The sequence below is a fragment of the Chitinispirillales bacterium ANBcel5 genome, from assembly GCA_029688955.1.
In the GTDB taxonomy this organism is placed as follows: domain Bacteria; phylum Fibrobacterota; class Chitinivibrionia; order Chitinivibrionales; family Chitinispirillaceae; genus Cellulosispirillum; species Cellulosispirillum alkaliphilum.
The window spans coordinates 150,513-172,841 of the sequence record JARUKZ010000001.1 but is presented as its reverse complement, the minus strand read 5'-3'; the positions used below and the strand labels follow the sequence as shown (position 1 = coordinate 172,841).

The following is a 22,329-nucleotide window of genomic DNA, read 5'->3' as shown; positions in this document are numbered from 1 at the left end:
AAACGGTATCTGATTGACTATCATTGAGACTTGAGTTAATTTAAAAAGTTTCGCAAACAATTTGTTCAAACTATGTTTTAGGGTAAAATCATGCCAAATGCAGTAATAGTCGGAACCCAATGGGGTGATGAAGGAAAAGCCAAAGTAATAGATTACCTCACCGAGCGCTCGGATGTAATAATCCGATTTCAGGGTGGTGCCAATGCAGGCCACACTGTTATCGCTGAAGGAAAAAAATTTGTCTTCCATATGGTCCCCTCAGGTATTATCAATCCAAATAAAGTTTGCGTTGTGGCCAACGGCGTCGTCTTTGATGCCCAGCAGTTTCTCCTGGAGATAGACGAGCTTAAAACTGGTGGATTAAGTGTCGAAAACCGCCTTTATGTATCAGATCTTGCCCATTTGGTGCTCCCCTACCACAAAGCACAGGATCAGGCTGTAGAATCCAGTATGGGGAAATCAAAAATCGGTACAACCTGCCGCGGTATCGGTCCGGCCTATGCAGATAAGGCTTCCAGAACCGGGTTACGGGTAGGTGACCTACACGATTGGGATTATTTTTGTGAAAAATTCAGTAAGAACTTCGAAAACAAGAAGCAGATTATTGAACAGATTTATAACGGCACCCTGGATATCGATCTCAACACTACGCTCAAAGAATTCAAAGTAATCAGAGACAGAATGCTTCCGTTCATTGCCGACACCTCTCACCTTATTTTTGAAGCATACCGGCAAAAAAAAGCACTCCTGTTTGAAGGTGCGCAGGGAGCTTTTTTAGACCTCGACCACGGCACCTATCCTTTTGTCACATCGTCAAACACTATTTCAGGAAGCGCCTGCTCCGGCTCAGGAATTGGCCCCGGTGCAATAGATCACGTTATCGGAATAGTGAAAAGTTATACCACACGCGTAGGAAATGGTCCCTTCCCTACAGAGTTAAATTGTGAAAATGGTGAAAAATTAAGAGTCGCCGGTGGGGAGTTTGGTTCCACAACAGGACGCCCAAGGCGCTGTGGGTGGTTTGATAGTGTAATGGTAAGAAAATCAATCCAGATAAACGGAATAACCCGTATAGCGCTCACCAAACTGGATGTATTAAACGATTTTGATGAAATTAAAATCTGTACCCATTATGAGATCAACGGTACAAAATGCCAACAGTTCCCCTCCTATTCCCGCGACATTGAAAATGTTATCCCAGTTTATGAATCGATGCCGGGTTGGAGATGTGAGCTTGGGGGCTGTAAGTCCTTTGATGATCTCCCGGACAACGCAAAAGCATACGTAAGAAGGTTACAACAACTTTGCTACGATGTACCGGCACTAATTATTTCTATCGGGCCCGATAGAAATGAAACTATAGAGGTGGAGCCTCTTCAGTAAAAATGGTACTACAGAAACCTGTTTGGAGTTCAATATCTGCAGGATAACAGTCGTAGTATTAATTGAAGGCACATCCTTATGGAAAAGTAAGTGCATGTAATCTACACTCTTAAGGAGTTACTTTCAAATGATTTTAGTTGAAGTTGCAAACACATTTCTGGTAAACATGGGTAAAGAGTTTGTGATCCTGCTTAAGGGTTCTTCCGATAGCAGAACCTTGCCGATCTCTATTGGACAGCTTGAGGCGCAGTCCATAGCAATTCAGCTTAATCAGGTTTCATTTCCAAGACCACTTACCCATGATCTGACCAAAAACATCCTTGAGAAAACGGGATCTAAGTTAATTAAAACAGAAATATGTGATTTGGTTGATGAGACGTTCTATGCCAAGCTTATCATTGAAAACAATGGTGAAACTATCGAAGTAGATTCCCGGCCCAGTGATGCCATTGCGATGGCACTACGGTTCTCCTCACCAATCTATGTATCAGATAAAGTGATGGAAGAAGCCGGAATTATAATACCTGATGAGACTCAGATGGAGGAGCAGTCAGAGGCCCAGATTGAAGAGGAGCTTGCAAATATTACACCTCTTGAGACTCTCCAGCGCCAGCTAAAAAGAGCTATAGATGAGGAGAAATATGAAGAGGCTGCCAAAGTACGGGATCAGATTCAGAAACTAACACGTTCTAATTAACGCTCCACCCTCGCTCTTACATGTTGTTTAAGCTTTGAACACGTGTATGAGTGAGGGGGATGTGAAAACAACCGAAGATCACTTTAGCTCCTTTTTTCCTCATACCAGAGCCTGAAAAAATGTATTTTCATTAATTGATTTTTAAATTTGCCAGTGTGCGCTGTAGCAGCTGGCAGGCTAAAGTGGTGTAATTTTCAAGGTCAGGTTTCATTTTATGTTCAGGATGTTTCTTTACAGTAAAATCAGAGATGTGCGTATTACCGGAGTTAACCTCCATTACGAAGGAAGTATTACAATTGATGAGGACTATCTGGAACGATCAGGTATTCTTGCCAATGAAGAAGTTCACGTTCTCAATGTAAATACCGGGACGAGACTTACCACGTATGTAATAAAGGGTGAAAGAGGATCGGGTAAAGTAGAACTTAATGGTCCTGCAGCCCGATTGGGAATGGTTGGTGATAACATTATGATTCTCTCCTACGCCATGCTTTCTCCCGAAGAGATCGAAAACCATGAGCCAACAATTATTAATATAGAAAAATAATTTCTACTGCGGTTGCAAAAGATTGGGTTCCTTTTATGCCTAACTTTTTCCTTTTTCTTCTCTTTCTTGCAATTATTGGCAGTGCAATTCTGGCAGGTAAAACCAGCACAGAACCACCTCAGCCAGATTTTCAACGAGAGATTAAAAGGGAGCCACTGCAGATTCCACATATCGGTAGTATTGAGGTTCTCAATGGGTGTGGTATAGAGGGGGCTGCAAACAGAATGGCGGAGTATTTGCGTTCTAAACAGTTTGATGTGAAAAATATCGACAATGCAAAAACCTGGAACTATCCCTTTACCATGGTGATCTCAAGAACTCTTGATATGAAAGTCGCGAATGAAGTTGCCTCTGCTCTTGGTACAGAAAACGTAGTACTGTTACGCGATAATAATGACAATTCATATGACGTTACCGTTGTTTTAGGACCAGATTACAAGGAAAGAATAAAGTGAATAATCACAAACCACTTGAGGGAAAGCAGCTTGTCGATATAATTACCGAAAACCTTCAGGAAAGACTTGCAGAGAAAATCACAATTATTAACCTTCAATCTGTTCCCGGTACCTCCTCTGATTGGTTCATAGTGTGCCAGGCAGACAACACTTCACACACTAAAGCTATTGCTGAAAGTGTACTTAAAGAGCTAAAGGCTAAACACACTTACCCCTGGCATCAGGAAGGGGTGCAGGATGGGCGTTGGGTACTTATCGATTACACTGATGTAGTAGTACACATTATGCTCCCTGAGATAAGAGAGTATTACGATCTGGAAAACTTATGGAAAGAAGTAGAGAAAACCACTATTTCCTGATAGTACAGAATAACGCTCCTCACTTTCATTGTTGTAGATAAGTTAAATGCTTCCGGTTTCCATTTATAGCCATATCACAGAGTGTCTTAAAGATGCTCTAACCAAATCGTTTCCGACCATAAATCATTCAGCTAACCTTTTTCAACTCCATAGAACCAAAAGCTTCATACCTGGTGATCTCTCATCGTCTCTGCCACGAAAATTAGCACCCCTTACTGCTCGAGATTATTCCTCAACAGCTAAACACCTTTTACATTCCTTTTTCTGGAACCCATTATTCCTCAACTCCTCCCCTACAATTGCGGCAGCTTACTCTGGTTTCCTCAATTTTGTATTGAGCGACAAATACATCCTAACCACTATAACAAGCCTCTCAAGCCATGCTGAATACTATTTATCCGATTCTAAAGCAGCCAGCATGAACAATGATCGGGTACTAAAAGCAATTCTAAGGCACCCGGACCTTCTAATGGCAATAGATAACAGAATGGATCTTTTTGATCCCAAAAACTGGGAAGGTTTTTTACCTGAAGAGAAGACACTTATTAAGCAGATTGTGCTGTACTATTCAGAGAGAGCATTTGGCAGCCCCAAAGCGTTTACTTCCAGATCAAGGATGAGTGCCTTTAAGGCATTTGAAACACTCTGTCGCAAGCATGGAATAATCACCAGGGAAATCACAAAAAGTCGCAGACGGTTTATCCTAAGTGCTGCGCTTTTTGTAACAGATAGTTTTGAAGTGACACCCTGAGCGATTATCTGTTTTTGAAGAAATCGGCAAGATTATCGAGCTGTCCTTTGGATGGGCGAACTTTAGGAGCTTTATTTCCAAGATTTTTCATAGAAAGCGAAATCCTTCTCTTTTTTACATCAACCTTAAGAATACGCACATCTATTTTATCACCCACTGAAACCACCTGGTCAGGTGTTTCAACAAATTCATCAGCTAATTGCGATATATGAATTAATCCATCACACACAGCATTAATATTCACAAAAACACCAAAAGGTGTTACATTTGTAACGCGTCCGGATACAACCACACCCTCTGTAATTTCATTAAGCTTTAGCTTTCTTCTTATTTTTGGAGGAGCCTGGGTAACAAAACGCTGTCCGACCTTTATCTGTGAAACAAGCTTTGTGGTGATATAAGCTTTTACGGATGCATCATCAACATCATATGATTTTATTTTGTCTGGATTTGACATAATAGTGTCAATAGATATATTGAGCTGATCGCTAATACTATCTATTACAGGAAAATTGTCTGGATGAACAGTTGTCCTGTTAAGTGGCGCTTCGGCGGTTGGCACCACAATAAAACCCGAAATGTTTCTGAAAGCAGTTTCACTTACACCTTTTACTTTCAGCAGGTCATCTTTGGTAAAAATCTGACCCTCTGATTCCTTGTTTTTTATCTCCTGAAGTGTTTCACTGCTTAAGGATTTAAATTTTTCCAGTGGTGAATCCAGAATTTCCTTTATACTGATTCCTTTTACAAGTTCCTCCTGTACGAGCAACCTGTCCGCTATTTCGATAAATTGTTCCTCTGGCAACCTTTCCTGCATTGGATGAACCTGGTAATAAGCAGTACCAATTTTAGATACCAGATTTACCGGTTTGAGGTGAAGAATAGCCAGTGAATACAAATGAAGCATTTCAGGCTCAAGGAAAGCAAAATTTTGAGCCATATACTCTGAATCTGAAGGTAACTTCTTTTTGCGTTCAGATTTAATTTTTATAACTTCAACCGAATTTTCCTGATTTACTAACTTTTCGACCAATTTTTCTGCCATCTCTACAGATTCATTTTCCACTAAAAGAATCTGCATAGGTTTATGGCGCTGGTAAAACTGGCGTAGTTTTTCGCTGGCAGATACATTTTTCTCGGGCCTTTTTTTCTCAGTAGTAGCACCAAGCAGATTACCTTGCCCACTAACAGCTGCGATAAGAACATTTTTCTTGGGAGAGGCATCAATCACAAACAGATTTCCTCTGTTTTTACTCTCTTGAAGCGACACTCTAAGCCCTGAAAATATTTCTTTAGAAGCCCATGTTTCGGCTTCTTTGCGTAAGTTTTCCTTGATGTCTTTTTCAATCACCGGATGCAACAACCGCACCCACATATCATCAATCACTTCACAAATCAGATCGAAGGCTGTGGAATCTGGATTTTCGATAAAATGGTGGCGGAGCAATTCTGTGATTCTAAATAACTGAACTCCCACCTTAAGTTTTATCTGCTTCTTTTCCTCTGCAGTTAGAAAACCAAGTAACTCTTCTTTCCCTACTTCATTAAAGGGAATAAGTTTACCAACATATGAGGCGAAGGCAGGATCTTTTTTGCTTTTAGGCGCGACTTCAAAAAAACCGTCCTCAAACACAAACTCTCGTGACATTGCCCTGACCGTCTCATCGAAGGCAAATTGCTCAGCAAGGATATCTTTGATCCCCTGGACCACATCTGCAACGCTCTTAAGAGTTGGATGGGTACCCACAAAATCGGCAACCATGTCTTCGGGAGAAAGTTCTTCCTCCTCCTGCAGTGCTATCTTTAAAGCGATCTCTTTAAGACCTTTTTTCGAAGCGACCTGTCCTTTGGAACGCGGATTGGGACGCAATGGAACAACAAGGTCATCCAGCTCATAGGGCTTTGTTGATAACGCTACCTGGTTTTCGACTACAGGATTCAGTTCACCAGCCTTTTTAAGCGCATTCAGTGCGCGTTTTTTCTTGGCTGAAAGATTTTCCATCTCCTTAAGATAGTCGAATACTTCCCACAGTGTTGGTAGATCAAGCTCTACTGCAATATGAGGTGAATACTCACTGAGGTAAAAAGGAGAATCTCCCCTTTCATAAGAGCGACAAATACGTTCTGCCATCTCTTCAGAAAGGGCCCACTTTTCTACTATTTTTTTTGAAAATTCTATCATGCGGCTGTTTTTTTTGAGGGCGTATAGTTTAAAACATCAGAATGCTCTAAAATAGAAAATGGTCAAAAGATTAGCAAGCCATGAATTACAAATTGCCCCAAAGAGAAAAAACAACCCGTAAAAGAGGGGAGTTTTATGGTATAGACTCCGTTTTTACGGAAACATCTGCTGTGGCAGATGTTTCCGTTACATCAGATCACACGAAATTGGGAACCACTTCTTTGGTATGACCATGCTTCTTTATCATATCTATTGCTTCGGCTGGATCATCGGTCATCTTCATAAGAGACATATCGGCTGGAAGAATATATTTATGAGCTAACATAGTATCATTCAACCAATCCAAAAGGCCTTTCCAAAAATCCTTGCCCATCAAAATCAGAGGCAGCTCAGCAACTTTTTGGGTCTGAACCAGCGTTAAGGTCTCAAACAACTCATCCAGTGTACCATACCCACCCGGCATAATAATTACCGCGGAAGTGTACTTAAGAAACATAACTTTTCTTATGAAAAAATGTTTGAAATTAATCAGAGTCTTTATGTGAGGATTTGGCATCTGCTCAAATGGAAGCGAAATGTTGAGACCAATAGAGCTTCCATTTTCCATTGATGCACCCTTATTTGCAGCTTCCATTATTCCTGGCCCACCACCAGTAATTACACCATACCCCTCCTTGGCTGCAAGACGGGCAGTTTCCACAGTCATTTTGTAGTGTTCGTGATTTTTTGCCGTACGGGCGCTGCCAAAAATCGTTATATTAGGCCCCATGCTTGAAAGTGTTTCAAAACCATCAACAAATTCCGCCATAATACGAAATATTCGCCAGGTGTCTTCATGCACAGAAGGAGCAGTTTGTTCCACAGACATTTCATTCATCCTTTGAAATTGGCCAGTAATTCTACTATTAAAATCTATACTATATAATTATATTATTTTCCTTCTCTGCAGTCCAGATTTTATAACGACTTCTGATTATCACTAAGGGACCAGCTATGAAAAAAAACAGAGAACAAGAGATCCGTAAGAGTCTTCTGGGACTACTACCTTCTATACCCGACCAATGTATCGACATTAATTTAAGCAGCCAGGAGATGTGTGTTACCCTCAACGATGGCCGCCACCTTCTGTATCCCGTTTCCAGCTCCAGATTTGGCATTGGAAATGAGGAAGGCTCCTTAAAGACACCAACCGGAGTACATAGTATAATTCAAAAAATAGGGGCTGGTTCTCAACCCGGTACAATATTTAAGTCCCGAAAAAACACAGGGATGATCTGGAAACCGGGGATGGATGAGGAGAATATGATTCTAAGCCGAATACTGCGTCTCAAGGGCCTTGAGCCAGGAAAAAACAGTGGCCCGGGCATCGACTCTTACGACCGATATATCTATATTCATGGTACAAACCGAGAACAGGATATCGGCACCCCTTTAAGCCACGGTTGCATTTGTATGCGAAATGCAGATATAGTTGAATTGTTTGATATTATAGAGGAGAATACTATTGTATATATCGGTTAATGGAAAAAAGGTTTCTCGAATTCATTTCACAGGTATTCTGGGCAGTGGTATGAGTGCAATAGCTCAGTTTCTGCGCTGGAAGGGGCTTGCAATCAGCGGCTCAGATCGTCAGATTTCAAAAACAAAATCTAACCCCTCAATGAATATCCTCTCAGCTATGGGCTGTGAGTTAACACCCCAGGATGGAAGCGGGATTAAGGAAACCACCGACGCGATCTGTGTTTCAACAGCAATAGAGAACAGTAATCCTGACATTTTAGCTGCCACAGAAAAAGGGATCCCGGTTTTTCATCGCTCGGATATTCTCGCATCGGTGGTATCAACGCATAAAACCATTGCCGTTGCTGGAACGAGCGGAAAATCTACCGTTACAGCTATGATTTTTGAGCTTCTGTTTTCATGTGGTTACAGCCCCTCTCTTTTAAGCGGTGCGGCACTTAAAAGACTTGTTCATCAGGGGCTTATTGGTAACGCTTTTAAAGGGAGCTCGGATCTGCTTGTTATTGAAGCAGATGAAAGCGATGGAACTCTGGTTAAATATCATCCCTGGATTAGCCTTATTCTCAATGTTTCAAAAGATCACAAGCCGGTGGATGAAGTTCTTTCGCTATTTAAGCAACTCTCAGAGCAGTCAAAAAACTGCCTTATAAATGGTGACGATGAGCGCCTGAAGGAGATCAGCGCCACAATGCGCTTTGGACTAAATCGTACTAATGATTTCTATCCTCAGGAAGTGCAGTGTTCAGCCCTCTGCAGTAAAATCTCCCTTAATGACCATGAGTATACCCTGCCTCTGCCCGGCAACCATAATGCTTCAAATCTTATGGCTGCCCTTAGTGTATGTAGTTTTTTTGATTGTGACCCCAAACGTTTGGTTCAGGCTACAGAGACGTTTAAAGGTGTGGACAGACGTTTTGCAATCACCCAAACAGCTTCAGGAGTTACGGTTATAGATGATTTTGCTCACAACCCAGAGAAGATCAAAGCTGCGGTTAGTGCGGCCAGAGCCGTGTCTGAATCGCTGTTTGTGATTTACCAACCTCACGGCTTTGGCCCTACACGGTTTTTAAAGAACGACTATGCAGAAGTGTTCAGAACAGTTCTCGGTGAAAAAGATTCCCTTTTTCTGTTACCGGTTTACTATGCAGGGGGCTCAGCCGTAATGGATATACAATCAAGGGACCTTATTACCCTAATGGGCCCTGTTCCGTTTTCAGCAAAAGCTGCAGAGGGAAAAGAGAAGCTTCTTGAAACTATAAAACAGCGGATAACCCAGAGTTGCGTGCTGCTTATGGGAGCACGTGATCCATCTTTGCCACAATTTGCAGAACAGATCATTGATGCTCTCGGTGGGAAAAAATCTGACCCGGATTGATCATTGGCAATTTTGCAGTTTTCTGGCAATATGTATATTAAGTGGCTCTTTTCTATTTTTTACCATTAGGTATTGAATACTGATTGATAGCACAAATTATCGTTTTACACCGTACTCAATTAATTCAGGTAGCCCAGTGATAACTCCCGAATATATCAGAAATTTTTGTATTATCGCCCATATTGATCATGGAAAATCCACTCTGGCCGACCGGTTCCTTGAAATAACAGGTACCATAAGCAAGGAAAAAATGCAAAGCCAGGTTCTGGATGATATGGATCTGGAAAGAGAACGTGGTATTACAATTAAATCTCACCCTATCAGAATGAAATACTCGGCTAATGATGGCAACACCTATCAGTTTAATCTTATTGATACACCGGGCCATGTAGATTTTTCCTATGAAGTTTCCCGCTCGCTTGCAGCATGTGAAGGTGCAATTCTTGTGGTTGATGCCAGTCAGGGCATCGAAGCTCAAACGCTAACCAACATCTTCCTTGCAATGGAAAACGACCTTACCATTATTCCGGTAATGAATAAAGTTGACCTGCCTTCAGCACGACCAGAAGAGATTGCAAGTCAAATCTCGGACCTTCTTGGTTGCGATAAAGATTCAATACTTTCATGCAGTGCTAAAACCGGCGAGGGTATAAAGCCTATACTCGAACAGGTCATCACCGAAATACCTCCACCCAAAGACCGCTCCGGCCAACCACTACAGTCTCTGGTCTTTGACTCAATATTCGACTCTTTCAGAGGTGCTGTTGCCTATGTGCGCGTGTTTGAAGGAGAGCTTGCAAAGGGACAGCAAATAAAGTTTTTCTCTACAGGAAAAGTGTTTGAAGTTGATGAGGTTGGGTATTTTCTCATGGGACGGGTACCGGTAAAATCTCTTAAGACCGGTGAAGTAGGCTATATCATTGCAAGTATTAAAACAGTTTCAGATATTAATATTGGTGACACAATTACTACCCGGATCAATGGCACAGAAAAGCCGATTCCAGGGTATCGCGAAGTCAAACCGATGGTCTTTAGTGGTATCTATCCTGTAGATAAAGGTGATTATGAGGACCTAAGGTCAGCTCTTGAGAAGTTGCGCCTCAACGACTCTTCCATAAGCTATGAGCCGGAAACATCCACTGCTCTGGGGTTTGGATTTCGAGCTGGTTTTCTGGGCCTGCTTCATATGGAGATTATTCAGGAACGACTGCTCAGAGAGTTCAATGTAAATATTATAACGACCGTGCCGAATGTTCAGTACCAGGTTTATCTCAAAAACGACACACAAGTAGAGATCGACAGCCCGGCCAGACTTCCTGCTCAGCAGGATGTTGACTATATTAGTGAGCCGATTTCAAAAGTACAGATAATTACCCCTACCGATTATGTAGGCCCGATTATGAAGCTCTGTGAAGAGAAGCGTGGTAAGCTTAAAAATATGGAATACCTTGAAATAACCCGCGTTTGTCTCAATTATGATATACCTCTTGCAGAACTGATTATCGACTTTTTCGATAAGCTAAAGAGCTGCTCAAGAGGTTATGCTTCAATGGATTACGAGACGGGTGGGTATGAACGCAATGACCTTATCAAACTGGACATTTTGATTAATGGTAGCCCCGTTGATGCATTTTCATCAATCATACACCGGGAAAAAGCCTTTACCTTTGGCCAGATGCTCACTACTAAACTAAAAGAACTGATACCAAGGCAAAATTATGAAGTAGCAATTCAGGCTGCTATCGGCACAAAAGTTATCGCCCGTACAACGGTGAAAGCTTACCGCAAAGATGTGACTGCTAAATGCTACGGCGGTGACATCTCCAGAAAGCGAAAACTCCTTGAAAAACAGAAGGAGGGTAAAAAACGTATGAAACAGGTAGGAAACATAGAGATACCTCAGGAAGCCTTCCTGGCAGTACTAAGCAGGGAATAATATGCTCAATGCAAATAACTATTCGGATCTGCGCATCTCAATCTACAGAAGTTTAAAATCCTTTACTGTTCTGATTATCGCAGGTCTGATCATTAAGGGTGTGGTGTTTGATTCTGTTTCTGTCCAGGGAAACCAGATGTATCCCACACTTGTCCGGGGTGACAGAATCGTGTATTTGAAGACCCCGTTTGTTTTTCCATTTTCTCTCTTTTTATCCCCACCTCAAGAGGGAACACCGGTGATTTTTTCCATGCCTCAGGATTATTATTCAAACATCTTGCGTGTGGGCGCGCTCTCAGGTAACACTGTTAAGGTAAATGAGGGGGTATTTTTCAGAGATGGAAAAGGTATAGAGGGACCAGTTTCTAAATCCCGTCCAGAAGAGATTTTACCCAAAGAGTATTCTCCAAGAGATTTTATGGAATCATATTATATACCGGCGCCAGGTGATACGGTGCAGTTTTCCGATCTCTCCATACGGGATTTCTTCTTCTCTTTTTCGCTACTCAAACAGGAGAACCCTTCAAAAGATGTCACTTTCGAGGCGAGGCTATACAGAAATGATGAGTTGTTGGAAAACTTTGTAATAGAAAATTTTTCACTGTATCAGGGGCCTCTCGACTCTCTCCCTGCTCAGCTTCGTCAGGACTGGTTATTTTGGGAGCGCCTAAGGGTTTATCTTGATCAATCATTTACCACTCCCCCCCACCTTTCTTTTGAAGTGTATCTGGAAGAAGAGAGGGTGGAATCATTTGTTTTGAACAATGATTATATTTTCCTACTTGCAGATAACTGGAAAGAGGGTACCGATTCCCGCTACTTTGGTCCTGTACGTTCATCTAAAGTACGGGGCAGACCATTTTCTGTTTTATGGTCCCGGGGTCAGGGACAAAGCAGGGTAGAAACATTAACGGCCCGATTTGGCCGGTTCATAAAATAGCAGGGTAAAAAATGAAGAAAAAAAACAAGGGGAAATTTGGGAGATTTGGGGGGATGTATGCCCCCGAAACACTGATGCCTGTTTTGGAAGAGGTTGAGCAGGCCTATAAACATTTCAAAAAAGACAAAACCTTGCAACAGGAGTATAAAACACTCCTAAAGGATTATAACGGCAGAGAAACGCCTCTTTACGAAGCCCGCAATTTAAGCGCATCATGTGGCGGAGCACAGATCTTCATTAAACGAGAGGACCTGAATCATACCGGAGCCCACAAGATAACAAACGCTCTGGGACAGGCGCTGCTTGCTAAGGCCATGGGCAAAAAGCGGGTCATTGCTGAAACCGGTGCCGGACAACACGGTGTGGCAACAGCCACTGCAGCAGCTCTGTTAGGCCTTTCCTGTGATATCTACATGGGAACGGTGGATATGGAGCGCCAAAAGCCCAATGTGTTCAGAATGAATCTGCTGGGTGCCAACGTTAAAGCCGTCGATAGTGGGGGTAAAACACTCAAAGACGCTGTCAACGAAGCTATGCGGGACTGGACCAAAAGTGTACGTGATACCCATTACGTTTTCGGTTCAGCACTTGGCCCTCACCCCTTTCCAACAATTGTAAGAGATTTTCAAGCGGTTATTGGCCGCGAAGCCCGAAAACAGATTCTTGCCAAAACCGGCAGACTACCCGATGAGGTAATTGCCTGCGTCGGTGGGGGTTCCAATGCCATTGGAATATTTAGCGCCTTCATAAAAGACAAAGATGTTAAACTGACAGGAGTTGAAGCCGGGGGGCACGGGATTGAAGGTACTAATCATGCAGTACGCCTTACGCCAAACAAACATGCACGCCCCGGAATACTTCATGGCTCCTTTTCTTTTGTTTTGCAGGATAACAATGGCCAAATCGCTAATACCCACTCCATATCCGCAGGCCTGGATTACAGCGGAGTAGGGCCAGAACACTCCTACTTGTTTGAAAAAGCGAGGGCATCATACACCTTCGCTACAGATGAAGAAGCTGTAAAGGCATTTAAAATGCTGTGTCATACCGAAGGAATTATTCCGGCTCTTGAATCCTCTCACGCCGCAGCCTATGTGCTTAAAAAAGCTCCTCTGTTGTCTAAAGATTCTATTCTTCTTTTAAATCTCTCCGGGCGGGGAGATAAGGACATTTTCTCTGTAGCACAACACCTAAGGATAAATTTATGAACAGATATCAGGAAGTATTCAATACATTGAAAAAGAGGGGTGAAATTGCTTTCATCCCCTTTGCCGTTGCCGGTGATCCGGATATTGAAACATCCCGCAAGGTACTGATGTCCTATATTAAAGGTGGTGCCGACATCCTTGAGATCGGGTTCCCATTCTCAGACCCTGTGGCCGACGGCCCTGTTAACCAAAGAGGCGCTCAAAGAGCCATCGCCAATGGACTAAATTACCAGACCTTTTTTTCTATGATTAAAGGGCTTCGTCAGGAAACAGATATCCCCATCGGATTACTTCTCTATGCTAACTCTCTTTACTATTTAGGGTATGAGGAGTTCTGCCACCAAGCATCAGAAGCTGGTATAGACAGTATACTTGTGGCCGATATGCCACCAGAAGAATCTGATGAGCTCAGAAAGTATTTAAAGAAATATAGTATAGGTTGTGTTTACATTATAAGTGAGCTCACCCCACCGGAGAGGATAAGTTATATCTGTAAGCATATCGACTCCTTTGTTTACGTTGTAAGCAGACTTGGAGCAACAGGAGTAGACAGTCCGGTTAATGAATCCATTGGAGAGTTAATATCCAGAATTAAAAAATATACCGATAAACCACTTGCTGTAGGATTTGGTATCTCACGGCCAGAGCATGTAGAGAAGATCGTGGAAAGTGGTGCAGATGGTGCTATCGTGGGTAGCGCTTTGGTAAAGATCATCGAATCGGCTTCAGGTGAAGGAACTGACCCCTCATTTGATCTTCAAACACAGGTAAGAGCCTTTAAAAATGCAACTAAACCTGTTGCTCTGAGGAATCAATGAGTACGGTCCAGCAGCTACCATACATCGCCTCAAGGCTCGAAGGATTGGAAGAGACAATTATTTCAAAACTTATCGAGCGGGCGCAGTGGCATACAAACCCCACTGCATACCAAGAAGGTAAGAGTGGTTTCGGTAACAATGAAAAGCGTTCTCTTCTTGAACTGCGCCTTTCGTACCAGGAGGAGATGGATGCGCTTTTTGGAAGATTTTGTGTACCGGAAGAGAGGCCTTTCACCGACCTTAAATACAGGCCTCAACGAACGGTGAGTTTACCGGAGAGCGGGCTCCATATCCCGGACTACCAGAAGGTAAACCTTACAAAGAAAATATATACCGCTTACCAGTTTCTTTTAAAGCACATTTGTACCGAAGGGGATGATGGACAATACGGTTCAAGTGTTGAACATGATGTTTATGCACTTCAGGCAATATCGAGGAGAGTGCATTTTGGGGCACTGTATGTAGCTGAGTGCAAATACAGGTCAGCGCCAAACGTTTATAAAAAGCTTATTGCTAAAAAGGATGAAAAGGCATTGTTGGCTACACTTACACGTCCCGAAGTTGAAGAAAAAATCATCCAAAGAGTCCAGGAGAAAACCAGATCTCTTCAGCAATGTGCAAATCTTGAGAGCAGAAAAGTAATCAAGCCTGAAACAGTAGTGGATTTTTACCAAAAAACGATTATCCCTCTGACAAAAGAGGGTGAAATTCTGTATCTATTGAATCGCAAACAGGATTAGACTATGGCTTTTTCACCCAAAACAGTTACATTATACAGTGTGGGCCTACTTGGAGGTTCCATAGGATCAGCCCTCAGGAAATCTGGATATAAGGGTAAAATCATCGGCCTCTCTTCCCCATCGAGCATAAAAACAGCTCTTGAACTGGGGTGCATAGATGAAGGGTATGGCTATGATGCACTGACTGAGGTTATTCAGCAGACCGACCTTTTGATTCTATGCTCACCGATACTGGCAATTATTGAAACCATAGAAAAACTTGGAAAGTGCCAGCTGCCCCCTAATCTTACCATAACCGATGTAGGCAGTACAAAATCTGAAATCCAGCAGAAGGCCGAAGCCATCCTTCCATCTCAGGTGCATTTCATTGGCGGACATCCCATGGCCGGATCTGAGAAGAGCGGTCCTGCTGCAAGTGACCCCTATCTCTTTCAAAACGCCCTTTACGTATTTACCCCACCACAGGGGGAGCCCGAACAACGAGATCAGGATGTGGCCCAATTTTTTCATCACTACCTTGGATGCAGATATGTGTTCCTAAAACCAGCTGTTCATGATTTGATAGCTGCATCGGTAAGCCATCTGCCACACATTTTGGCATCCGCTCTGGTGCTTACGACCAAAGATATGGATGAACAAACCCCTGGTACAATCGATTTGGCTGCCGGAGGGTTTCGCGATATCACACGAGTAGCTTCAGCCCCGTATACTATGTGGCATGATATTTTAGTCACCAATAAAAAACCGGTGTCATCTCTTATCGACACCTTTATCAACAAACTAAAAAAGCTTAAAGGTGAGCTTGAAAATGATTCTCTGCGCGAGAGTTTTGAAACAGCGCGTGAAACACGGGATAAAATTCCTTTTTCCAATAAAGGTATCATCGGCCGTCTCAGTGAAATAATGGTAATGGCTAAAGATAAACCAGGGTTTATTGCCTCTATTTCATGCGAACTTGCCAAAAACGATATTAATATCAAGGACATTGAAGTTCTTAAGGTACGGGAAGGTGAAGGCGGTACAATACGTCTTGCTTTTGACTCGGATCAAACAGCCCAAAATGCAATGAAACTACTTGTAGAAAAGGGCTTCTCGGTGCGTGAAAGGAAATAGGAAATGGTAACAATTCAGCCGGCCAAGTCCATTGAAGGGAAAACTGAACTCCCCTCAAGTCCAGACCTTCTCTTTCTGGCTCTACTTGCCAGTTGTGCCTCTTCTGTGCCATTAAAAATCCCTAATATCAAAACAACCCAACAGATATCTGACTTAAAAAGTGCAATAAGCGGCCATGTGGATATTGAGTGCAACCAGGATACCTGGAGTGTTAAACCAGTTACTGAGGACCCTTCACTACTGCTTAAAGTTCCAGACTATTTTTGGCCCTACCGAGACATGATCCTTTTTCTTGCTCTTGGAATGGGTAAAACGGTACTGTTCAGTAACCTTACCCCAGAGCGAATAACCAATTGGCATAACCAGGCCCAAAAACTGGGGATCACCTTAAAAAACGTCTCCATAGAGGATAAAACCGCTCTTCAATTAAGTGAATATGACCTTGGCAAGACCTTCGATAAGAATGTAATTGAAGAAGATACCGGACCATTACTGGCCTTTCTTTTGGGCTCAAAGCAAAAGCATAATTTCAATGTATCTTACTACATTTCAAACCCCCTGCGCCATCTTGCACAGTTTCTGGGCTATGAGCTGAGTATTAAGTCCTTACAGAATGAAGCAGATGACCCGATTGCACGCAGGATGCGCTTTTTACAGCAGAAAAGAAAAGGTGGGGGTGGCCAGAAGCTTTCTTATGCTGTGACAGCAGATTTCACTGTCACAAAAAAAGATTCTGAAGTAGAAATAGTACTACCCGGTGATGAGACTCTTTCGTCTATACTCATCACAGCTAAAAGTCTGATTCCCAAAGACTCTTTTGTATTGGCCAATGTACCCCTTGAGCCCTGGGCAACTCAGTTGTTTGCATTTCTCAGAAAAATGGGCACGAAGCTGACTATCCAGGAAAGCAGTAGAACTGCGTTTGGCTCTGCTGGTCTGGTCTCTATTCAAAAGGCTAATCTTTCGGGCAAAAAGATGAGATGCAGTCCCCTGTTTCAATTCTCTGCCCATTTGCCTTCCATGCTTATCCTGGCCTCATTTTCCGAAAAACAGTCTGTATTCAGAGAACTTGAAGATATGAGAATGGATACCCCCGATGGGATAGACCTTCTTGAATCCTGTATACGGAAACTCGGTGCCCGGCATGGAGAGATGCCCGATGGGATTGTGCTTGAAGGAGCCCGTCAGTTTGATGGTTTCGATCTAACCGAAGCCCTTCCGGCTCACATTGCGGCTGCATTTTCCATAGCCGGACTTCGATGCATTGGTGAAACATCGATCAATGAAGAGAAGATTCTTAAACGGTGGCCTGATTTCTTTGAACTACTAAATCAAGTCTGCCAGTTCAGAACAGATACAGAAAAAAAACAGAGGAAAGAAAAAAAATGAAACCTGTAGTTTCATTTGGAGTGGTTGGATTTAAAACCTCTCAGGACGTTCAGGACGTTCTGATTACTATCTATAAATGGGCACAAAAGTCCAAAAAAACAGTCCATTTCCACCCTTTTTTGACTCCTCAACTCCCTGACAATTACCCCATTTCAGACAGTGAAAAACAATTGTTAAAAAACAGTGACGCCCTCATATCGGTGGGAGGAGATGGTACTTTTCTTTCAGTGGCACACATGTGTCGTTTTTCGCATAAACCGGTGATAGGAGTCAATCTGGGGGGACTGGGGTTTCTTACTGATATAGGGCCAGAGGATCTTGAAAGCAGTTTGGAAAAAATCAGCTCCGGTGAGTATTATACCATTAGCAGAATGGTGCTTGAAGCATGTATCAAACGGGGTGAGGGAAACGAAATATGCCGTTTTCATGCATTGAATGATATTTTTATTAATCGCATCAATACTCCTAAACTCACCTCTATCTCTGCCTGGTATGGTGATGATTTCATTACCGACTTTTTTGCAGACGGAATCATTATAGCTACTCCAAACGGTTCTACCGCATACTCTCTTTCTGCAGGAGGGCCAATTGTGGAACCTACAGTCCAGGCCATTCTACTCACACCAATTTGTCCTCACTCTCTCACTGAGCGACCAATTATATTACCCTCAGAAAAGAGTATCCGACTGGTGATCAATGAGAAAAACCCGGACCTTCTCTTAAGTGCTGATGGTCTTGAGTCGATAAGGCTTCAAAATAACGACGAAATTATGATCTCTTATGGCGGAACGACAACTAACCTCGTACAACTTGCTGAAAGATCCTGTTTTTCATTACTACGAGAAAAGCTTGGCTGGGGACAGGGGTATAAAAAGACGGAATAGTTGAGTATGATCAGAGAACTTACAATTAAAAACCTGGCTCTTATCAAAAACCTTACTATAGAGTTTAGTAATGGTTTCACTGTTTTCACAGGGGAGACAGGGGCTGGTAAGTCGATTCTTATCGGAGCGATAGGGCTTTTGCTGGGAGAAAGAGCTTCTGCAGAGATGGTCAGAAGCGGCTGTGATGAAGCTGAGGTGAATGGAGTTCTTGAATTTAACCAACTTAAAAGCACTTTCAGAGCTGCACTGGAAGAGTTAAATATTGATATTGAAGATGGCGAATTGATCATTACGCGCAAAATCTCCCGCAGTGGAAGAAACAAAATTTTGGTAAACCAATCTCCGGTTCCACTTTCCTGCCTCAAAAAACTGGGATGTTTGCTTATAGACCTGCATGGCCAGCACGAACACCAGTCACTTCTGGACGAAACGACCCACCTTGAGCTGATCGATCGCCTTCCTGAGGTCAGAGCCTACAGAGTGCAGTACAGCAAGGACTATGATGATTACGTATCAGCAATCAAGGAGCTGAAAACTGTGCAGGAAAACACCGCTCGCCTTGTGGAGAAAAAAGAGCTGCTTGAGTTTCAGTATTCTGAGCTGAGCACAATAAAGCTCCAGGCAGGTGAAGAGGAAAAACTTGAGAGTGAACTATCCCTTTTAACATCCAGTGCTGACCGTATCGCCTGCGCCTCACACATTACAAAACTTGTTAATAGTGGTAGTGAGTCAGTGTATTCTAAACTCTCTCAGATTAAAAAAGACCTGCAAACATTTATTAAGTATGACGCATCTGTTCAACCCTGGCTTACAGATATTGAAAACGCTCTATCCATATGTTCTGATCTTGACCTTTTTTGCAATTCCTATCTGGATAAGAATTCAGAAACTGATCCTACCAGAATTGAATTTATCAACTCACGGCTTGCGAAAATTCAACGCCTGAAAAAGAAATATTCCTGCTCTCTTGAACAATTGATAGCTAAAAGAGATGCGCTCGGGAAGGATCTATCCACCATTGAAAACACCGATTTCGAAGAAAAAAGGTTAAAAGAGATAGTGGGCAGATCCAGAGAAAGCTGCCTTGAAAGCGGACAAAAACTGCGAACTGCCCGTATCAACGCAGCAAAGAGCTTTGATAGAAAAATTACTGAGCTCATGAGTACTCTTGGTTTCAAGGGTGGAGAGTGGTATACAGAGATAAAGGAGCTTAAGGAGCCAGAGGCCGGTGGTCTCGATAACGTTCGCTTTTTGGTTAAAACCAATCCTGGAGAACCCTTTTTGCCTCTGTGCAAGTCGGCTTCAGGTGGTGAAATTTCCCGCCTTATGCTTGCAGTAAAATCGGTGTTTGCTGAACATGACCAGATTCCGGTCCTGATTTTTGATGAAATAGATACCGGCATAGGGGGAGTGCTTGCGGGTGAAGTTGCCAAAACACTCCGTAGCCTTAGCAGCACCCACCAGGTTCTTTGCATTTCACACCTTCACCAGATAGCATCTGTTGCAGATAATCACTTTGTGGTTGAAAAGATTATTGAGGATAATAGAACCGAAACAGTGGTAAAAGCACTGGGGCATGAAGAAAAGGTGAACGAAATAGCTCGCATGCTTGGCGGTGACAGTACTATATCCAAACAACATGCACAAGAGCTTCTCAACAGTACACCTGTTGAGAAGGGGTAAGCAATTCACTGTTTATCAGTCGTAGGTAAAGGCGAGATCTGCTAAGCCATCGATAAATGCAAGTTTGTAGAAAAAGTGCTTAGGATCAGATACTCTAAAGTTATGCCTGCCAAATGACATGTCGTGTCTTGATTCGCTTGGTATTCCATAGCCAATATGCACATGAGGTCCACTTGTTCTACCAGTCATACCAATAGTCCCAAGCGCCTGACCAGCTTTAACTGTATCACCACTACTTACATATCTTCGGCCCATATGTGAGAAAAATATTATCGACCCATCATCTTTTAGCACCCCAACAGTTCTTCCTGCGACAGCATTTGAGGTTAAAACGGCCTTGCCATCGATAGGGCTTATTATTTCTGAGCCGTAAGCTGCAGCCACATCCAGGCCATAGTGGGGTTGCCCCCCACCCGTTCCTCGTTCACACCAATCACCGGTAACATAAGGGAATGGATCTCTGACAAGTCCTTTAAAAAACTGATATACCGGAGACATCTGCTCAAACCCCGGGTTATGGATATTGGATGGTGGATAGAACCTAAGTGTCAAACCTTCGGGAATGGTATTCATGTTGGTAATCGATGGTTCTCCGGAGAGTCTGGTGCGGTTATGAATTTGTACCGTTTCTCTTACATACTCACTTAACTGTGCCATGCTTGGAACCATAGCCCTGTAGACAGAAATAGCATGCTTTGCTAATCGATAGATACTTTCACCCCGGGAGAAGGTGTGTTCAATGACTTTTTCCTCCTCCTTAGAGCTAAGCTGCTCAGGTGCAACCGGACGCGGAGCTGTAGCATTGTAGATTGGTTCATTTAAACTAAACAGAAAGACAAGTAATGAAGCCGCGGCAATTTTGGAAAAATAGGGCAAGAGCTCTCGTTTTTCAGGTCTGCCTTGTGCCTCTTTCAAGATACTGTTTAACACATGCTGAACATCTTTGGCTAGTTGATTGAATGATTTTTGAGCAGCGGAGTAGCCTTTGGTATCAAAGATGGAACAGCCCTCATCCTGTGCATTACGCACTGCAGCAGACTCCGGGATCTCAAGATCGAAAATTATTGATTGAGGCAAAATGGAACATCCGGAACCGCTTTTCACGGTAACTTGTTCACATAAACTTTCAAGAAACTTGCGGTTTTCAAACATTGTTTTTGTTTTCCCACGCAAGGAAGATCCTTGTTTGCCATACACTTCATTTTTTACTATTCGAAGACGAACTTCAGGGTTTTTCTCTACAGCTTTTTTTACATTTATCAGATAGCTACGAAGGCTTTTGGTAGATAAAGCATTGAGTGTTACAGGGATAAGGTTAAGATCGCTGTTTAAAAAGAGTAGTCTGGAGAGTTTGTTCCACACTGAAGGGGTATCGATAACCACATACCGATAGCTTTGTAAGGCGACATTCAGATTAAACAGAAGGTTTTGAAGCTGATACCCTTTCGGTGATTTAAAGAGATTGGCATCAGCGGTTATCAAATCCAATTTTGGCGTTACAGGTACTACTATAGATTTAAGTAATCCATGGCCGGTGATATTGCCCAGGAAAAAAGCATTTGCGCGCCTGAGGATACCATTGTTTTTTTCGTTTCCAGAAGAGCTGCCCGGAATATCCGCAGAAAAACGCCTTCTGAACAGTTCCCATGAAGAAGCACTGCTTTGAGCTTTATCTACTCCAAGCGCAGTACTTGCACTGCCCTGAACATCAAGATCAATGAGCAGTGTCGGTGCTTTTTTGGAAAGTGTAGCGGCCAGATTAGTTGCTACGGTGGATTTACCCACACCACCTTTAATATTGGCGATGTGGATAATACCACCTTTGTCATCATCTTTAAAGATTATTCTTTTATTTATGCTCATCCATTAAACTTGCATTACAGCATTAACTAATTCTTCAATATTTACTGGTTTATGAATCACCTGATCCCGAATGTTCTTGGGACGATTACAGATAGTAACAAACTCCTCATCTGCGTTGTAAAACACTACCGGGGTTTCTTCAAATTTCTCACAAGCGTTGAAATATGAATACATGGAACGTCCTTTTTCCCAAAACTCTACATTCAGAACAATTTTATCAAAACTGGTCTCAGAAATAGTTTCGAGAAAGTCGTTTGAAGTTACACAACTACGCACTTCAACGTTCTTGTCTTTAAGCTGCTCCATAATTTGCTCGCTTCTCTTGCGTGTATTTTCAAGAAGCAAAATTTTCATTTATAACCTCCATAGATTCGAATACGGGTGAAGAATCTTTATTTGAAACCATTCACTAATTGAGCGAAGAATTGTATTTCTTTGACAAAAAATTTGCAAGCACATTATTTTCTTTCCTGTGCTTGCATCTA

Annotated in this window: 21 protein-coding genes; 17 read left to right on the top strand and 4 right to left on the bottom strand. The window is 42.6% G+C overall.

Features of this window, described 5'->3' with window-relative positions; translation table 11 throughout:
* Window positions 1-90: 90 nt before the first annotated feature.
* From QA601_00735 to QA601_00710, 6 genes are all read left to right on the top strand, one after another.
* A complete protein-coding gene (locus tag QA601_00735; protein MDG5813593.1) occupies window positions 91-1,383 on the top strand; it encodes an adenylosuccinate synthase in 1,293 nt (430 codons plus the stop codon).
* Window positions 1,384-1,510: 127 nt separating this feature from the next.
* Window positions 1,511-2,080 carry a bifunctional nuclease family protein gene (locus QA601_00730; protein MDG5813592.1) on the top strand — a complete coding sequence of 190 codons (570 nt, stop codon included), beginning with the start codon at window positions 1,511-1,513 and terminating at the stop codon, window positions 2,078-2,080.
* Window positions 2,081-2,294: 214 nt separating this feature from the next.
* Window positions 2,295-2,627 (top strand): aspartate 1-decarboxylase, encoded by a 333-nt coding sequence (locus tag QA601_00725; protein MDG5813591.1) that lies wholly within the window; start codon window positions 2,295-2,297, stop codon window positions 2,625-2,627.
* Window positions 2,628-2,662: 35 nt separating this feature from the next.
* The gene (locus QA601_00720; protein MDG5813590.1) at window positions 2,663-3,082 is read left to right on the top strand and encodes a LytR C-terminal domain-containing protein; all 420 of its coding nucleotides are present in this window, start codon (window positions 2,663-2,665) and stop codon (window positions 3,080-3,082) included.
* Window positions 3,079-3,441, top strand: a complete 363-nt coding sequence (gene rsfS, locus QA601_00715) for a ribosome silencing factor (GenBank protein ID MDG5813589.1) — start codon at window positions 3,079-3,081, stop codon at window positions 3,439-3,441. The genes QA601_00720 and rsfS overlap by 4 nt, the downstream gene beginning before the upstream one ends.
* A 418-nt stretch (window positions 3,442-3,859) precedes the next feature.
* On the top strand, window positions 3,860-4,192 hold the full coding sequence (locus QA601_00710) for a hypothetical protein (GenBank protein MDG5813588.1): 333 nt from the start codon (window positions 3,860-3,862) through the stop codon (window positions 4,190-4,192).
* A gap of 4 nt (window positions 4,193-4,196) precedes the next feature.
* On the opposite strand, the gene QA601_00705 is transcribed toward QA601_00710, so the two are convergent.
* Window positions 4,197-6,374 carry a Tex-like N-terminal domain-containing protein gene (locus tag QA601_00705; GenBank protein MDG5813587.1) on the bottom strand — a complete coding sequence of 726 codons (2,178 nt, stop codon included), beginning with the start codon at window positions 6,372-6,374 and terminating at the stop codon, window positions 4,197-4,199.
* 196 nt (window positions 6,375-6,570) lie between these two features.
* Window positions 6,571-7,242 (bottom strand): TIGR00730 family Rossman fold protein, encoded by a 672-nt coding sequence (locus QA601_00700; GenBank protein ID MDG5813586.1) that lies wholly within the window; start codon window positions 7,240-7,242, stop codon window positions 6,571-6,573.
* Window positions 7,243-7,367: 125 nt separating this feature from the next.
* Here QA601_00700 and QA601_00695 point away from each other — a divergent pair, with 125 nt between their 5' ends.
* The 11 genes from QA601_00695 to recN all read left to right on the top strand — a co-directional run bounded on the left by QA601_00695 (window position 7,368) and on the right by recN (window position 19,981).
* Window positions 7,368-7,895 carry a L,D-transpeptidase gene (locus QA601_00695; GenBank protein MDG5813585.1) on the top strand — a complete coding sequence of 176 codons (528 nt, stop codon included), beginning with the start codon at window positions 7,368-7,370 and terminating at the stop codon, window positions 7,893-7,895.
* The gene (locus QA601_00690) at window positions 7,879-9,270 is read left to right on the top strand and encodes a Mur ligase family protein (GenBank protein ID MDG5813584.1); all 1,392 of its coding nucleotides are present in this window, start codon (window positions 7,879-7,881) and stop codon (window positions 9,268-9,270) included. Before QA601_00695 ends, QA601_00690 begins: the two co-directional genes overlap by 17 nt.
* Before the next feature lie 136 nt (window positions 9,271-9,406).
* The gene (lepA, locus tag QA601_00685) at window positions 9,407-11,206 is read left to right on the top strand and encodes a translation elongation factor 4 (GenBank protein ID MDG5813583.1); all 1,800 of its coding nucleotides are present in this window, start codon (window positions 9,407-9,409) and stop codon (window positions 11,204-11,206) included.
* Between the two features lies 1 nt (window position 11,207).
* Window positions 11,208-12,146: a signal peptidase I gene (gene lepB / locus QA601_00680; GenBank protein MDG5813582.1), complete on the top strand. Its 939-nt coding sequence runs from the start codon at window positions 11,208-11,210 to the stop codon at window positions 12,144-12,146.
* A gap of 11 nt (window positions 12,147-12,157) precedes the next feature.
* Complete coding sequence (gene trpB / locus QA601_00675; protein ID MDG5813581.1) at window positions 12,158-13,354, top strand: tryptophan synthase subunit beta; 1,197 nt, start codon at window positions 12,158-12,160, stop codon at window positions 13,352-13,354.
* Window positions 13,351-14,172 carry a tryptophan synthase subunit alpha gene (gene trpA / locus QA601_00670; GenBank protein MDG5813580.1) on the top strand — a complete coding sequence of 274 codons (822 nt, stop codon included), beginning with the start codon at window positions 13,351-13,353 and terminating at the stop codon, window positions 14,170-14,172. The genes trpB and trpA overlap by 4 nt, the downstream gene beginning before the upstream one ends.
* Window positions 14,169-14,912 carry a chorismate mutase gene (locus QA601_00665; protein ID MDG5813579.1) on the top strand — a complete coding sequence of 248 codons (744 nt, stop codon included), beginning with the start codon at window positions 14,169-14,171 and terminating at the stop codon, window positions 14,910-14,912. Before trpA ends, QA601_00665 begins: the two co-directional genes overlap by 4 nt.
* Before the next feature lie 3 nt (window positions 14,913-14,915).
* Window positions 14,916-16,025 (top strand): prephenate dehydrogenase, encoded by a 1,110-nt coding sequence (locus QA601_00660; protein MDG5813578.1) that lies wholly within the window; start codon window positions 14,916-14,918, stop codon window positions 16,023-16,025.
* Between the two features lie 3 nt (window positions 16,026-16,028).
* Window positions 16,029-17,414 carry a hypothetical protein gene (locus QA601_00655; GenBank protein ID MDG5813577.1) on the top strand — a complete coding sequence of 462 codons (1,386 nt, stop codon included), beginning with the start codon at window positions 16,029-16,031 and terminating at the stop codon, window positions 17,412-17,414.
* A complete protein-coding gene (locus QA601_00650) occupies window positions 17,411-18,298 on the top strand; it encodes an NAD(+)/NADH kinase (protein MDG5813576.1) in 888 nt (295 codons plus the stop codon). The genes QA601_00655 and QA601_00650 overlap by 4 nt, the downstream gene beginning before the upstream one ends.
* 6 nt (window positions 18,299-18,304) lie before the next feature.
* Window positions 18,305-19,981, top strand: coding sequence for a DNA repair protein RecN (recN, locus tag QA601_00645; GenBank protein MDG5813575.1), 1,677 nt, complete (start codon window positions 18,305-18,307; stop codon window positions 19,979-19,981).
* Window positions 19,982-19,996: 15 nt separating this feature from the next.
* Here the strand turns inward: recN and QA601_00640 are convergent, their stop codons facing one another.
* Window positions 19,997-21,844 carry an AAA family ATPase gene (locus QA601_00640; GenBank protein MDG5813574.1) on the bottom strand — a complete coding sequence of 616 codons (1,848 nt, stop codon included), beginning with the start codon at window positions 21,842-21,844 and terminating at the stop codon, window positions 19,997-19,999.
* Between the two features lie 3 nt (window positions 21,845-21,847).
* Complete coding sequence (locus QA601_00635; protein MDG5813573.1) at window positions 21,848-22,198, bottom strand: hypothetical protein; 351 nt, start codon at window positions 22,196-22,198, stop codon at window positions 21,848-21,850.
* Window positions 22,199-22,329: the final 131 nt, after the last annotated feature.

Excerpts from the sequence above, each read along its gene's own strand:
- QA601_00695 (MDG5813585.1), top strand. The coding sequence starts at position 7,368 with ATGAAAAAAAACAGAGAACAAGAGATCCGTAAGAGTCTTCTGGGACTA.
- QA601_00665 (MDG5813579.1), top strand. The coding sequence starts at position 14,169 with ATGAGTACGGTCCAGCAGCTACCATACATCGCCTCAAGGCTCGAAGGA.
- QA601_00655 (MDG5813577.1), top strand. The coding sequence starts at position 16,029 with ATGGTAACAATTCAGCCGGCCAAGTCCATTGAAGGGAAAACTGAACTC.
- lepB (MDG5813582.1), top strand. The coding sequence starts at position 11,208 with ATGCTCAATGCAAATAACTATTCGGATCTGCGCATCTCAATCTACAGA.
- QA601_00725 (MDG5813591.1), top strand. The coding sequence starts at position 2,295 with ATGTTCAGGATGTTTCTTTACAGTAAAATCAGAGATGTGCGTATTACC.
- QA601_00730 (MDG5813592.1), top strand. The coding sequence starts at position 1,511 with ATGATTTTAGTTGAAGTTGCAAACACATTTCTGGTAAACATGGGTAAA.
- QA601_00650 (MDG5813576.1), top strand. The coding sequence starts at position 17,411 with ATGAAACCTGTAGTTTCATTTGGAGTGGTTGGATTTAAAACCTCTCAG.
- QA601_00635 (MDG5813573.1), bottom strand. The coding sequence starts at position 22,198 with ATGAAAATTTTGCTTCTTGAAAATACACGCAAGAGAAGCGAGCAAATT.
- recN (MDG5813575.1), top strand. The coding sequence starts at position 18,305 with ATGATCAGAGAACTTACAATTAAAAACCTGGCTCTTATCAAAAACCTT.
- QA601_00660 (MDG5813578.1), top strand. The coding sequence starts at position 14,916 with ATGGCTTTTTCACCCAAAACAGTTACATTATACAGTGTGGGCCTACTT.
- QA601_00705 (MDG5813587.1), bottom strand. The coding sequence starts at position 6,374 with ATGATAGAATTTTCAAAAAAAATAGTAGAAAAGTGGGCCCTTTCTGAA.
- QA601_00700 (MDG5813586.1), bottom strand. The coding sequence starts at position 7,242 with ATGTCTGTGGAACAAACTGCTCCTTCTGTGCATGAAGACACCTGGCGA.
- QA601_00720 (MDG5813590.1), top strand. The coding sequence starts at position 2,663 with ATGCCTAACTTTTTCCTTTTTCTTCTCTTTCTTGCAATTATTGGCAGT.
- QA601_00735 (MDG5813593.1), top strand. The coding sequence starts at position 91 with ATGCCAAATGCAGTAATAGTCGGAACCCAATGGGGTGATGAAGGAAAA.
- trpB (MDG5813581.1), top strand. The coding sequence starts at position 12,158 with ATGAAGAAAAAAAACAAGGGGAAATTTGGGAGATTTGGGGGGATGTAT.
- QA601_00710 (MDG5813588.1), top strand. The coding sequence starts at position 3,860 with ATGAACAATGATCGGGTACTAAAAGCAATTCTAAGGCACCCGGACCTT.
- trpA (MDG5813580.1), top strand. The coding sequence starts at position 13,351 with ATGAACAGATATCAGGAAGTATTCAATACATTGAAAAAGAGGGGTGAA.
- QA601_00640 (MDG5813574.1), bottom strand. The coding sequence starts at position 21,844 with ATGAGCATAAATAAAAGAATAATCTTTAAAGATGATGACAAAGGTGGT.